At 70.9% G+C, this 12,944-nt stretch carries 10 protein-coding genes; 4 read left to right on the forward strand and 6 right to left on the reverse strand.

The genetic code is table 11. The features are described 5' to 3' along the window. Positions 1 to 9: 9 nt before the first annotated feature. Positions 10 to 1,116: an FAD-dependent oxidoreductase gene (locus QQZ13_RS15065; protein WP_342395273.1), complete on the reverse strand. Its 1,107-nt coding sequence runs from the start codon at positions 1,114 to 1,116 to the stop codon at positions 10 to 12. A gap of 68 nt (positions 1,117 to 1,184) precedes the next feature. On the opposite strand from QQZ13_RS15065, the gene QQZ13_RS15070 reads away from it, so the two are divergent. The 4 genes from QQZ13_RS15070 to guaA all read left to right on the forward strand — a co-directional run bounded on the left by QQZ13_RS15070 (position 1,185) and on the right by guaA (position 5,293). Then, entirely contained in the window at positions 1,185 to 2,303 is a 1,119-nt protein-coding gene (locus tag QQZ13_RS15070; protein ID WP_284530360.1) for a GuaB3 family IMP dehydrogenase-related protein, read from the forward strand. Between the two features lie 62 nt (positions 2,304 to 2,365). Beyond that, positions 2,366 to 3,184, forward strand: coding sequence for an SURF1 family cytochrome oxidase biogenesis protein (locus QQZ13_RS15075; protein ID WP_284530362.1), 819 nt, complete (start codon positions 2,366 to 2,368; stop codon positions 3,182 to 3,184). A gap of 10 nt (positions 3,185 to 3,194) precedes the next feature. Then, on the forward strand, positions 3,195 to 3,713 hold the full coding sequence (locus QQZ13_RS15080; protein WP_284530288.1) for a DUF3817 domain-containing protein: 519 nt from the start codon (positions 3,195 to 3,197) through the stop codon (positions 3,711 to 3,713). Continuing rightward, positions 3,710 to 5,293, forward strand: a complete 1,584-nt coding sequence (guaA, locus tag QQZ13_RS15085; protein WP_284530289.1) for a glutamine-hydrolyzing GMP synthase — start codon at positions 3,710 to 3,712, stop codon at positions 5,291 to 5,293. Before QQZ13_RS15080 ends, guaA begins: the two co-directional genes overlap by 4 nt. A gap of 7 nt (positions 5,294 to 5,300) precedes the next feature. Here the strand turns inward: guaA and ligD are convergent, their stop codons facing one another. From ligD to QQZ13_RS15110, 5 genes are all read right to left on the reverse strand, one after another. Continuing rightward, positions 5,301 to 6,530 carry a non-homologous end-joining DNA ligase gene (ligD, locus tag QQZ13_RS15090; RefSeq protein WP_284530290.1) on the reverse strand — a complete coding sequence of 410 codons (1,230 nt, stop codon included), beginning with the start codon at positions 6,528 to 6,530 and terminating at the stop codon, positions 5,301 to 5,303. Between the two features lie 98 nt (positions 6,531 to 6,628). Then, positions 6,629 to 9,667 (reverse strand): glycoside hydrolase family 38 C-terminal domain-containing protein, encoded by a 3,039-nt coding sequence (locus QQZ13_RS15095; protein WP_284530291.1) that lies wholly within the window; start codon positions 9,665 to 9,667, stop codon positions 6,629 to 6,631. A 46-nt stretch (positions 9,668 to 9,713) separates the two neighbouring features. Then, positions 9,714 to 10,571 carry a carbohydrate ABC transporter permease gene (locus QQZ13_RS15100; protein WP_284530292.1) on the reverse strand — a complete coding sequence of 286 codons (858 nt, stop codon included), beginning with the start codon at positions 10,569 to 10,571 and terminating at the stop codon, positions 9,714 to 9,716. A gap of 1 nt (position 10,572) precedes the next feature. After that, positions 10,573 to 11,517: a carbohydrate ABC transporter permease gene (locus QQZ13_RS15105; RefSeq protein ID WP_284530294.1), complete on the reverse strand. Its 945-nt coding sequence runs from the start codon at positions 11,515 to 11,517 to the stop codon at positions 10,573 to 10,575. 7 nt (positions 11,518 to 11,524) lie between these two features. After that, positions 11,525 to 12,889, reverse strand: coding sequence for an extracellular solute-binding protein (locus tag QQZ13_RS15110; protein WP_284530296.1), 1,365 nt, complete (start codon positions 12,887 to 12,889; stop codon positions 11,525 to 11,527). Between the last annotated feature and the right edge of the window lie 55 nt (positions 12,890 to 12,944).

Raw genomic sequence — 12,944 nt, forward strand, 5'->3', positions numbered from 1 at the left:
CGCCCCCGGTCAGCGCAGCCGGAACGCCGGTGCCGCGCGGGCAGCGGGATCGATGACCAGGTCGGCCAGCACCGCTCCGATGCCCGGGGCGAACTTGAAACCCTGACCGGAGAAGCCCGCTCCGAAGACGATGCCCCCGCGCCGGTCCAGGACGAAGGACTCGTCGTCGGTCGACGTGTAGGTGCAGCTGATCGGCGCCGCCGAGTGCGGGTCGAGGCCGGGAAACCACGCGCGGACGTACTCGCGCAACTCTGCCTGGCGGGTGGCGGCGAACGGTCGGGCGTCGGGATCGACCTCGTCGCCGACGCCGTGGAAGCCGACTTTCACGCCCTCGCCCGGTGTGGGCATGCCGTAGACGTTCGCCGGCCACGACCCGGGAGCGACGAAGTGGTTGAACGACGGCCACGACGACGCCCGGTCACGGGGCGCGAAGTGGGCGGGGCTCTCCTCGGTCACGCGCAGCCGGGGGAGCGCTTCGCCGAGGATGCCTCCCAGCAGCGGAGTCGTCCAGGCGCCGACTGTCATCACGGCCGCGTCCGCGATGAGGTCGCCCGCGGGCGTGCGCACCGTCACCGTGCCGTCCGCGTCGGACACCGCGGAGACGGGAGTGCTCCAGCGCACCTCGCCACCACCGGCGAGGATGCGCCGCTCCAGTTCTCGCATCGCCGCGGCCGCGCGGGCGACGCCGGCGTCCGGCGAGTACAGTGCGTCGCCGTCGAACCGCATGCCGGGCCAGCGTCGATGCGCCTCGCGCGGGCTCAGCATCTGGGCGGGCAGCCCGCGTTCCCGCAGTCGGTCGGCGACGGCGGTGAGTCCCACGCCGGCAGCGCTCCCCAGCGCCGTTCCCAACCCGTGCGACACCAGCCCGTGCAGCCGGAGGAGGGGCTCGCCCTCGACCTCGCCGAGCGCGTCCCAGCCGTCGCGGGCGCGGACCAGCAGGTCGAGGTAGTGCTCCTCGGCGTAGGCATTGTTGAAGTTGCGCGTCGCGCCGTGGGAGGCGCCGCGGGTGTGTCCGCGGGCGAAGCGCTCCAGCACGATCGGGCGCTCGCCGCGCCGGGTCAGCTCCCAGGCGGTCGCGAGCCCCATGACTCCGCCGCCCACCACGATGATCCGCATGCGCACATCCTCTCGCGCCGGAGCCAGGCTCTCGCGCCGGAGCGGCCCGGTAGGCTGGGGGTGTGAGCATGGAGATCGAGCTCGGCCGCGCCAAGCGCGCCCGCCGCGCGTATGCGTTCGACGACATCGCCGTGGTGCCCTCCCGCCGCACGCGCAACCCGGAGGACGTCTCGACCGCGTGGTCGATCGACGCGTTCGGATTCGAGATCCCGGTCCTCGGCGCGCCCATGGACTCGGTGATGAGCCCGCAGACGGCGATCATGCTCGGGCGCCTCGGCGGGCTCGGCGTGCTCGACCTCGAGGGCCTGTGGACGCGCTACGACGAGCCCGAGCCGCTGCTGGCGGAGATCGCGTCGCTGCCTGCCGACGTGGCGACCCGCCGCATGCAGGAGCTCTACGCGGCGCCGATCAAGCCCGAGCTCATCCGCGACCGGCTTGCCGAGATCCGCGACGGCGGCGTGACGGTGGCCGGCGCCCTCACCCCCCAGCGCACCCAGGAGCTGTACGAGACGGTCGTGGCCGCCGGCGTCGACCTGTTCGTCATCCGGGGCACGACCGTCTCCGCCGAGCATGTCTCCAGCGACGCGGCTCCCCTGAACCTCAAGAAGTTCATCTACGACCTCGATGTGCCCGTGATCGTCGGCGGCGCGTCGACCTACACGGCGGCGCTCCACCTCATGCGCACGGGCGCGGCGGGCGTGCTCGTCGGCTTCGGCGGAGGGGCGGCCTCCACCACGCGTGCGACGCTCGGGGTCCACGCGCCCATGGCGACGGCGGTCGCCGACGTCGCCGGTGCGCGACGCGACTACCTCGACGAGTCGGGCGGGCGCTACGTGCATGTCATCGCCGACGGCGGCGTGGGCACGTCGGGCGACATCGTGAAGGCGCTCGCGATGGGAGCGGACGCCGTCATGCTGGGCGTTGCACTCGCTCGGGCCATCGACGCGCCCGGCCGCGGGTACCACTGGGGTCCCGAGGCGCACCACCCCAAGCTGCCGCGCGGTCGCCGCGTCGAGGTCGGCCAGGTCGCCCCGCTCGAGGAGATCCTGTACGGCCCGGCGCCGGTCGCCGACGGCACGGCCAACCTCATCGGCGCGCTCCGCAAGTCGATGGCCACGACGGGCTACTCGGACCTCAAGGAGTTCCAGCGCGTCGAGGTCGTCGTCGCGCCGTACTCCTCCCACTGATGACCGGCGAACCCTCCACGGGCCCGGCAACCGAGGTGTTCCCGCCGACGCTGCGCGAGGTCATGCTGCGTCCCTGGTGGATCGGGATGCTCGTCTTCGCGCTCGTCGTCGCGGGCGTCTTCGCCTGGCTGGGTCAGTGGCAGCTGGGTCGTGCGATCGACACCGACCCGCCGCCGCCCGGAGCCACCGAGGCGGTGCGTCCGATCGCCGACGTCGTCGCGCCGGGGGAGTACCTCTCCGAGCCGCTCGTCGGGCAGCGGGTGGAGGTGTCCGGGCGCTGGGTGCCCGAGGACTTCCTCGTCGTGTCGTCGCGCTACAACGGCGGTGTGCAGGGCTTCTGGGTGACGGGCCAGCTCCGCGTCGACGAGGCCTCGGCAGGGGTGGAGGGTCCGACCTCCCTCGCGGTCGCGATCGGGTGGACGGCCGACCGCGCGACCGCCGACGCGGCGGCGGCCGCCCTGAGCAGCGCCGTGGCGTCGGCGGGTGAGGTCGCCGCGACTCTCCGCGGGCGGCTGGTCTCGGACGAAGGCCCCCGCCTCCCCGCAGCCGGCGCGCCGATCACCGAGATGGCCACGATGTCGCCCGCCGCCCTGCTGGGATGGTGGCACGACACCGACGGCCTGTCGGTCTACCGCCCCTACCTCGTCGCAGACGTCGACGGCCTGGGCCTGCCCGCGGCCGGCCCGGAGCTGACGGCGATCGATTCGCCCGCTCCGACCGAGCTGTCGAACGTCAATTGGCTCAACATCTTCTACGCCGTCGAGTGGGCGGTGTTCGCCGGCTTCGCCTTCTACATGTGGTACCGGCTTGCCCGCGACGCGTGGGAGAAGGAGGTCGAGGCGCTCGAGGAGGCGGCCGGGGCCGCCCCGCCCGGCGACTAGACTGGGAGCCATGCCTCAGCCCAAGCTCGCCACCTTTCCGGCGATCCGCGGAGCGCTGAAGTTCTACCAGGTGGCGTCGATCATCACGGGCGTCGGGCTGCTTCTGCTGGTCGCCGAGATGATCCTCAAGTACACCCCGCTGCACGTCGAGCTCTTCGCGGGCGGCTCGGGCGGCCTGCTCTGGTTCGCCCCGGCGATCCCGGGCCCCGGCTGCGAGTGGTTCTCGCTGTTCATCCCGGGCGGTAACGGCTGCGAGATGGCCTCCGCCGGCGACGGCTTCAACATCTCGCTGTTCATCCTGGTCGCGCACGGCTGGTTCTACGTCGTGTACCTGTTCTCGTGCTTCCGCATCTGGAGCCTCATGCGCTGGCCCTTCGTGCGCTTCGTGCTCCTCGCCCTCGGCGGCATCGTGCCGCTCCTCTCGTTCATCATGGAGACGCGCGTGGCCCGCGAGGTGCGGACCTATCTCGCCGACCGCGAAGCCGCCGAATCCGTCCCGTCCGTCCCCGCCTCGGAAGGCTCCCGGTGACCACACAGACCGAAACGGCCCAGCGCCCCGTCCTCGTCGTGGACTTCGGCGCGCAGTACGCGCAGCTGATCGCGCGGCGCGTCCGCGAGGCCGGCGTCTACAGCGAGATCGTCCCGCACACGGCGACCGCCGAGGACATCGCCGCCAAGGACCCCGTCGGGATCATCCTGTCCGGCGGACCGTCGTCGGTGTACGAGCCGGGAGCGCCCACGCTCGACCCGGGCGTGCTCGAGCTCGGCATCCCGACCCTCGGCATCTGCTACGGCTTCCAGGTGATGGCCCAGCAGCTGGGCGGCGAGGTCGCCAACACGGGGCTCCGCGAATACGGCGCCACGGATGCCGTCGTGGCCAACGACGGAGGCGTGCTCCTGGGCGGCCAGCCCGCGCAGCAGAACGTGTGGATGAGCCACGGCGACCAGGTGTCCGCGGCTCCCGCGGGCTTCGAGGTGCTCGCCTCGACGGCGGCGACGCCGGTGGCCGCCTTCGGCAACGCCGAGAAGTGCTTCTACGGCGTGCAGTGGCACCCCGAGGTCAAGCACTCCGACTACGGCCAGGACGTCATCGTCAACTTCCTCCACAAGGCGGCCGGCCTTCCCGCCGACTGGAACAGCGGCAACGTCATCGCCGAGCAGGTCGAGAAGATCCGCGCGCAGGTCGGCTCCGGCCGCGTGCTGTCGGCGCTGTCGGGCGGCGTCGACTCGGCCGTCTCCACCGCCCTCGTGCACGAGGCCGTCGGCGATCAGCTCATCGCCGTGTTCATCGACCACGGCCTCCTCCGCAAGGGTGAGCGCGAGCAGGTCGAGAACGACTACGTGGCCTCCACGGGCGTCCGCCTCATCACCGTCGACGCGCGCGAGACGTTCCTGACGGCGCTCGCCGGGGTGAGCGACCCCGAGCAGAAGCGCAAGATCATCGGTCGCGAGTTCATCCGCGCGTTCGAGAAGGTGCAGTCCGACCTGATCGCGGAGGCGGCCGCCGAGGGCGACCCCATCCGCTTCCTCGTGCAGGGCACGCTCTACCCCGACGTCGTCGAGTCGGGCGGCGGAACGGGGACGGCCAACATCAAGAGCCACCACAACGTGGGCGGCCTGCCGGAAGACCTCCAGTTCGAGCTCGTCGAGCCGCTGCGGACGCTTTTCAAGGACGAGGTCCGCGCCATCGGGCGCGAGCTGGGCCTTCCCGAGGTCATCGTCGCGCGCCAGCCGTTTCCGGGCCCCGGCCTCGGCATCCGGATCGTGGGTGAGGTCACCGCTGACCGCCTCGAGATCCTGCGTGACGCCGACGCCATCGCCCGCGAGGAGCTGACCAAGGCCGGCCTCGACGGCGAGATCTGGCAGTGCCCCGTCGTGCTGCTCGCCGACGTCCGTTCGGTGGGCGTGCAGGGCGACGGCCGCACCTACGGGCATCCGATCGTGCTGCGTCCGGTCTCCAGCGAGGACGCGATGACCGCCGACTGGACGCGGATCCCCTACGACGTGCTGTCGAAGATCAGCAACCGCATCACCAACGAGGTGCGCGAGGTCAACCGGGTCGTGCTCGACGTCACGAGCAAGCCCCCGGGGACCATCGAGTGGGAGTGACGGCGGGTCAGCGCCGCGACGCCCACGGATCGTAGTCGGAGAGGAGCGGTTCCTGCGGGGGCCGCTCCTCTTCGTCGATGTGCTGCAGGTTGACGCGCACGCGGTACCAGAGCGAGCTCGACCCGCGCATGCCGTCGACGAGCACATCGGCCGGGTGGAGCTGCGCGGCGACGGCGGGATGCCGTGACCGCCACTCGTCCAGCGCCGCCTCGGCCTCGGGCTTCGTCTTGGTGCGGGCGATCTCGATGAGAGGCATGACGGACGCGCGCCGGCCGTCGCCGGAGCCCGTCGCGCTCGAGCCCCGCGGCGGCTTCTCCGCCGGTCCGAGCCGCTCGGCGAGGGCCAGAAGGCCGTCGAGCGATCCGCGCGCCTCGTCGATCCCGGCGTGGGCATCGCCCTGGTCGGCGAACCGCCGCCGCACCGTCGGCACGGTGAACTCCTCGGGGCGGCTCGACCGCACCTCTTCCCACGTGAGCGGGGTCGACACCCGCGCGTCGGGGAGGGAACGCACCGAATATGCGGAGGCGACGGTGCGGTCCTTGGCGTTCTGGTTGAAGTCCACGAACACGCTCTCGCCACGCTCCTCCTTCCACCAGCGCGCCGTCGCCAGCCCGGGAGCGCGCTCGGCGACCTCGCGGGCGAGCGACTCGGCCGCCAGTCGCAGCTCCGCGTAGGTCCATCGCGGTGCGATCCGCACGAGGATGTGGAGCCCCCGGGAACCGCTCGTCTTCGGCCAGCCGGCGAGACCGTGGTCACTGAGCACGTCGCGGGCGACGAAGGCGGTGTCGACGATCTGGCTCCAGTCCACGCCCGGCATGGGGTCGAGGTCGATGCGCAGCTCATCGGGGTGATCGAGGTCCTCCGCGCGGACCGGATGGGGGTTGAGGTCGAGGCATCCGAGATTCACGATCCAGGCGAGGCCGGCGGCATCCCGGATCACCGCCTCCTCCGCCGAGGTTCCCGAGGCGTAGTGGAAGGTCGCGGTGTCGATGAAATCGGGGTGGCCTTCAGGTACGCGCTTCTGGAAGAAGGGCTCGGCGGCGATGCCTTTCACGAAGCGCTTGAGCACCATCGGCCGGCCGCCGGCGCCGCGGAGGGCCCCCTCGGCGACCGCGAGGTAGTACTCGACGAGGTCGAGCTTGGTCAGCCCGGCCTCGGGGAATACCACCTTGTCGGGGCTCGAGATGCGCACCTCGTGCCCCCCGATGTCGAGGAACGTCTCTTTCCCGGCTGCCACGGGTTCACGCTAACCCCGGGGCCGCCTGCTGTCACGGGGTCGACAGGAGGGCCGCCGCATGCATGCCTCCGTGTTCCTCCCTCCCTCGTTCCGATGGTTCAGCGCGCGAAGCGGAGGGTCACGATCTGGAAGGGTCGCAGCGTCAGCGTCGCCGACGCGGAATCGACGCCCGTCTCCACCGACCGCACCGCGGCCGGCGCCGTCTCGCGTTCGAGCAGATCGGTCTCGACCACACCCTGCGCACCGAACGACGCCGTGATGGTCGCGGCCGCGCGCACGCCTCGTGCCTCGTAGAGGCGGACGACCACGTCGCCGCTGCCGTCCTCGGCGAGCTTGACCGCCTCGACCACGACGCCCGGGTCATCGACGGTCACGATCGGTGCGATCTCGTGCGCGGCGCCCTCGACCGTGCGGACCGGAAGGTTGATGCGGTATCCCTCCGTGACGGCGTCCACCACGCCGGCCCCGACGACGAGACCCACTTGCAGCGCGTGCTCCCCGATGTCCTGCGTCGGGTCGGGGAAGAGCGCCGAGCGGATGAGCGAGAGTCGCACCGTGCTGATGGTCCCGCCCCCGGCCGCCCGTGCACTGCGGGTCACGTCGTGCCCGTAGGTGGAGTCGTTCACGACCGCGACGCCGAAGTCGGGCTCGGCGACCCGGATCCAGCGGTGCGCGACCGTCTCGAACCGCGCCGCATCCCACGAGGTGTTCGTGTGCGTGGCGCGCTCGATGTGCCCGAACTGGATCTCGGAGGTCGCCGAGTCGGTGTGCACGTCGATCGGGAAGGCGAGCTTCAGAAGCTTCTGGGTCTCCTGCCAGTCGATGTCGAAGCCGAACGAGACCACGCGAGCGCCCGCGTCGAGCGAGATCCGCTGCACGATGCGCGAGCGGCCGAAGCGGCGTTCCACGACGATCGCGTCGCCGTCGGCGCGCACGTCGACCGCGTCGGTCAGGTCGGTCACCGTGTTGCGATAGTGCACGTCGACGTCCCACGCGTCCCACTGAGTCGGGGTGTCGCGGTGCAGCTGGAGGAGTCCCGCGGGGGTTCCCGGCGCGACCGCGTCACGTCCCGAGGCGAGGTCCACGGCGGACGTCACGAGCCCTCGGGCGTCGACGCGCACGCGCACCACGCCGTTGTCGAGGATCCATCCGTCGCCGTCGGGCTGCGGCGCCGTCCGCGCGGCGCCCGGAGCGGCCGCGGCGCCCAGGGCGGGCACTCCGCTGCGGTCGTGCGGGGCGGCGTTGACCTGCAGCGTTCGCTCGCCGGTGCCGGCGAGGGCGCGCAGGCTCGTCGCGATGATGTCCTCGAGCTCGCGCGCCACCGCCGCGTAGTTGCGCTCGGCGTCCTGGAAGACCCACGCGATCGAGGACCCGGGCAGGATGTCGTGGAACTGCTGCAGCAGCACCGTCTCCCACGCCCGGGCGATCCGCTCGGCGGGATACTCCGCGCCGGTCCGCACGGTCGCCGCCGTCGCCCACAGCTCGGCTTCGCGCAGCAGGTGCTCGCTGCGGCGGTTGCCCTGCTTGGTGGCGAGCTGGCTCGTGTAGGTGCCGCGGTGGAACTCGAGGTAGAGCTCCCCGACCCACACCTCAGGGTCCGGGTACTCCGCCTCGGCCGTCTCGAAGAAGGTGCGGGGCGTGCTGTGCGCGACGCGCGGCGATCCCTCGAGGGATGCCGTCCGCGCGATCGCCTGGGTCATCTCGCGCGTCGGTCCGCCGCCGCCGTCGCCGAAGCCGTAGGGGAGGAGCGACACGGTGCCGCGGCCCTTGTCGGCGTAGTTGCGCTCGGCGTGGGCGAGCTCGGCCGCCGAGATGACGGAGTTGTACGTGTCGACCGGCGGGAAGTGCGTGAACAGGCGCGTGCCGTCGATGCCCTCCCAGCGGAAGGTGTGGTGGGGCATGCGGTTCGTCTCGTTCCACGACGTCTTCTGCGTGAGGAACCAGCGTGCGCCGGCTGCCCGCGCGATCTGCGGCAGCGCTCCGCTGTAGCCGAACGAGTCCGGCAGCCACACCTCGGGGGTGTCGAGGTCGAACTCGCGCAGGAAGAATCCCTTGCCTGCGACGAACTGGCGGGCCATCGCCTCACTGCCGGGCATGTTCGTGTCGGACTCGACCCACATGCTGCCGACGGGCACGAAGCGTCCCTCGGCGACCCGCTGCCGGATCCTCTCGAAGAGGTCGGGGTAGTACTCCTTCATCCACTTGTACTGCTGCGCGGAGGACGCGGCGAAGACGAACTCCGGATCCTCGTCCATGAGCGACAGGACGTTCGAGAAGGTGCGCGCCACCTTCCGCACGGTCTCGCGCACCGGCCACAGCCACGCCGAGTCGATGTGCGCGTGACCCACGGCGTGCAGCGTGTGGGCGCTCGCCGCCGCGGGGCTGGCGAGCAGCGGCGCCAGCACGGCGCGCCCGGCGCGCGCGGTGCCGGCGACGTCGTGGGGGTCGACGGTGTCGATCATCCGCTCAAGGGCGAGCAGGATGTCGGCGCGGCGAGGCGAGCCCGCGTCGAGCTGTCCGGCCAGGCCCCGCAGCGCGCGGGTGTCGGCGAGGAGGGCTGCCACCTCGAGGTCGCGCAGGCGCACCTCCACGTGACGGAGCGTATAGATGGGGTCGGTGCCCGCGGTCGACGGGTCGCCCACGGGCGTGGGATCGAACGTGAAGAGGCTGCCGACGTCGGGGTTGGAGGCGCCCTCGATGTACACGTCGATCGATCCGTCGGCGGCGACGGCCTCGGCGACCGCGTTGTTCAGCGGTGCGATGCCGCGCACCGGGTGGCCGGCGGTGTCCCAGACCATCGCCTCGCACTGGAAGCCGGGCTGTCCGGTCGTGTACCCGAGGTCGACGACCACTTCCGCCCGCGTGCCGGCCGGGAGGTCCCCCGACTCCTCGCGCCACGCCTCGGGCACGGCCCCGCGCACACGGAACCAGGTGGTGCCCCACGGGCGGCCCCAGCGGTCACCCGCGGCGATCGGGCGGTACTCGCCCGCGGCCGCCTCGTCGAACGTCACCGGCTCGCCGGGGGCGTTCCAGTGCTCGAGGACGAGCGGCTCGGCGGCCCGGTGGATGCTGCTCTCGAGACGCTCGCGGACGAACCGGTCGATGCGGAGCGCGGCGAGGGCGGAGCGGTCGTGCATGGGTACTGCCTTTCAGGTGGAGGGATGTCGGTGCGGCGCCGGGCGCTCAGCCCTTGACCGATCCGGCCAGCGCGAACGCGCCGCCGGAGAGTCGCTGCACCAGGACGTAGAGGAGGACCATCGGCGTCGCGTAGAGCACCGAGTACGCGGCCAGCTGGCCGTAGGCGATCGAGCCGTACTGTCCGAAGAAGTTGAAGATCGACACGGCGGCGGGGAACTTGTCGGCCGAGAAGAGCAGCACGAACGGGACGAAGAAGTTCCCCCACGCCATCGTGAACACGAAGATGAACACGACGCCGAGGCCCGGTCGCATGAGCGGCAGCACGACGCGGGCGAGGGCCTGCATCGAGCCGGCGCCGTCGACCCAGGCAGCCTCCTCGAGGGAGATCGGCACCGAGTCCATGAAGTTCTTCAGCATCCAGATCGCCATCGGCAGTGACGTCGCGGCCATGAAGAGGATGACGCCCCAGACGGAGTCCAGGAGCTTCAGGGTCACGAACAGCGAGTAGACCGGCACCATCATCGCGGTGATGGGCAGGCCGGTGCCGAAGAGGATCGCGTACATGAACGACCGCTGGAAGCGCATGCGGTACCGCGACAGCGGGTAGGCGGCGAGCACCCCGGCGATGACGGTGATGACGGCGGTGCCAAGCGAGATGGCGATGGAGTTCAGCAGCGGCTGCCACGTGAGCTCCCACGTCATGACCTGCGTGTAGTTGTCGAGCGTCCAGTTCTCGGGCAGCGACATCGACACCGTCGCGTTCTCGTTGACCGAGGCGAAGACGATCCACAGCAGGGGGACGAGGAACAGCACGCCGATCACCGCGAGGATCACCGAGGCGAGCAGGGTCTGCGTGCGCTTGCGGGGCGCGGCGACGCTGACGGGCGAGGAACGGCGGGCCATGTCAGTCCACCTCCGGCTTCAGGATCTTGATGTACACGATCGAGAACACGGCGCCGATCAGCAGGGTGACGGTGGCGATGGCGGTGCCGTAGCCGACCTGCGCGAACTTGAAGGCCTCCTGGAAGGCGAGCACCGGCAGGGTCGAGGACTGCGTGCCCGGACCGCCGCCGGTCATCACCCAGATGAGCGTGAAGACGCCCAGGGTCTGCAGTGTCGTCAGCAGCAGGTTGGTGGAGATGGAGCGCCGGATCACCGGCAGCGTCACCCGCGTGAAGCGCTGCCACGCGCCCGCGCCGTCGATGGTGGCCGCCTCGGTGAGCTCGGGCGGTACCTCTGCCAGGGCGGCGTTGTAGACCATCATCGAGAACGCGGTGCCGCGCCAGATGTTCGCGACGATCACCGACAGCATCGGCAGGTAGTAGAGCCAGCTGGTCCCTTCGAGACCGAACCAGCCGAGGATGAGGTTGAGCGTGCCGTCCTTCGAGAAGAACGCGTAGAGCGCGAAGGCGGCGACGATCTCGGGCAGCACCCACGCGAGGACGACGAGGCCGCCCACGAGAGAGCGCAGCGGCTTGACCGCGCTGCGCAGGAGCACCGCGAGCAGCATCCCGAGCACGTTCTGGCCGATGACGGCCGACGCGAGGATGAACACCACGGTCAGCCAGAGCGAGTTCCAGAAGTCGGGCGAGGCGAACAGCGCCGCGTAGTTGTCGAGTCCGATGAACTCGGGGTTGGCCGCGCGCGGGCCGGTCATGGCGCGGTCGGTGAGCGACCCGTACAGCGAGTAGACGATCGGGCCGAGCATGAACGCGGCCAGCAGCAGGATCGCGGGCAGGAGCGGAAGGGCGCGGGCGAGGGCGCGGATGAGCGCACGGTCGGTGGCGCGTGGCCGGGGGGAGGACCCCCGGCCACGGCCGACCGTGCCGCGCGAGGCGACGGCGGTCATGGGCGGATCAGCCGGCCTGCGTGTTCTCCTCGCCGACGATGCCGACGAGAGCGGAGTCGTACTGGGCCTGGGCGTCCTCGGGCGTGGCCTGCCCGGTGAAGACCGCCTCGGTCGCGACGGGGATGTTCGACGAGATCTGCGAGTAGTCGGGCGTGGCCGGACGGAAGTGCGTGTACGGCACGAGCGAGGAGAAGAACTCGAACGACGGGTTGAAGTCGAGGTACTCCTGGCTCGACGCGACGTCCGAGCGCACCGCGATCTGACCCGCCTCCTGGTGGTACATGAGCGCGTTCTCCGGTGTCAGCGCCTGGGCGATGAAGTCGAAGGCGGCCTGCGGGTCGGAGGCGTTCGCGCCCATCGCGAGCGTCCAGCCGCCCGACATCGAGGTGAATCCTCCGGCGTCCTTCGTCGGCATCGCCGCGAAGCCCATCGTCTCCTGCCACTCGGGCCACTCGTTGTCGCCCGAGATCCAGTTGCTCGGCAGCCACGACCCGTCGAGGGCGATCGCGAGCTTGCCCTGCGGGAGGAGCTCGGTGCTCACCTTCGAGCCCCAGCCGGCGTCGAGCGCCTCGGCAGGATCGGGGCCGAGGCCCTCCTCGGCGAGCGTCTGGTACAGGCCGAGCGCGTCGCGGAACCCCTGGGACCCCGTCACCCACTTGTTGGTGTCGGTGTCCATGAGCTCGTCGCCCGTGCCGTAGAGGAGCATCTCGAAGCCCTGCATCGACGTCGCCTCACCGAGCGACTTGGAGGCGTAGACGTTGAACGGGATGACGTCGGGGTTGCTCGCCTTGATGGTGCGGGCGGCCTCGAGGATGTCGTCCCAGCTGGTGGGTGCCCAGTCTGTCGGAAGGCCCGCCGCCTCGAAGATGTCCTTGTTGAAGTACAGGCCGCGCGTGTCGGTGCCGAGCGAGATGCCGTAGGTCTTGCCGTCGTCGCCGAGGCCGGCCTGCTTTGCGCCGTCGTCGTAGAGGCTCCAGCCGTCCCAGTCGGCGATGAAGTCGTCGATCGGCTGCAAGTAGCCGGCGGCCGCGTCGGAGCGGATCTGGAACGTGTCCTCGTAGATCACGTCGGGGGCGGTGTCGGGGGAGCCGTTCATCAGCGCGAGCTTGGTGAAGTACTGGTCCTGCTCGGCCTCGATCGGAACGAGCTCGACGGTCTTGCCCTCGTTGGCAGCCTCGTACTCGTCCTTGGCCTTCTTCATGAGCTCGTCCATCGCGGTGAACGAGGCGGTCTTCTGGTAGGCGACGCGGATCGTGTCGTCGTCCGCAGCATCTCCGCCCCCGCCCGCGCAGCCGGCGAGGCCGACCGTGAGCGCGGCGACGCCGATGAGGCCCACGGCGCTGAGTGATCGGGACGTGAGTGATCTCTTCATTCGAAGCTCCTTTGCTGTTCGATGCGCGCGGTGCGCCGCGCCCTCCTTTTTCTAA

The sequence above is a fragment of the Microbacterium sp. T2.11-28 genome, assembly GCF_950097975.1.
GTDB lineage: Bacteria > Actinomycetota > Actinomycetes > Actinomycetales > Microbacteriaceae > Microbacterium.

What these genes read in the sequence shown, in the direction of transcription:
- QQZ13_RS15065 (WP_342395273.1), bottom strand. Translation starts at nt 1,116, where the DNA reads ATGCGGATCATCGTGGTGGGCGGCGGAGTCATGGGGCTCGCGACCGCC.
- QQZ13_RS15070 (WP_284530360.1), top strand. Translation starts at nt 1,185, where the DNA reads ATGGAGATCGAGCTCGGCCGCGCCAAGCGCGCCCGCCGCGCGTATGCG.
- QQZ13_RS15075 (WP_284530362.1), top strand. Translation starts at nt 2,366, where the DNA reads ATGCTGCGTCCCTGGTGGATCGGGATGCTCGTCTTCGCGCTCGTCGTC.
- QQZ13_RS15080 (WP_284530288.1), top strand. Translation starts at nt 3,195, where the DNA reads ATGCCTCAGCCCAAGCTCGCCACCTTTCCGGCGATCCGCGGAGCGCTG.
- QQZ13_RS15095 (WP_284530291.1), bottom strand. Translation starts at nt 9,667, where the DNA reads ATGCACGACCGCTCCGCCCTCGCCGCGCTCCGCATCGACCGGTTCGTC.
- QQZ13_RS15100 (WP_284530292.1), bottom strand. Translation starts at nt 10,571, where the DNA reads ATGGCCCGCCGTTCCTCGCCCGTCAGCGTCGCCGCGCCCCGCAAGCGC.
- QQZ13_RS15105 (WP_284530294.1), bottom strand. Translation starts at nt 11,517, where the DNA reads ATGACCGCCGTCGCCTCGCGCGGCACGGTCGGCCGTGGCCGGGGGTCC.
- QQZ13_RS15110 (WP_284530296.1), bottom strand. Translation starts at nt 12,889, where the DNA reads ATGAAGAGATCACTCACGTCCCGATCACTCAGCGCCGTGGGCCTCATC.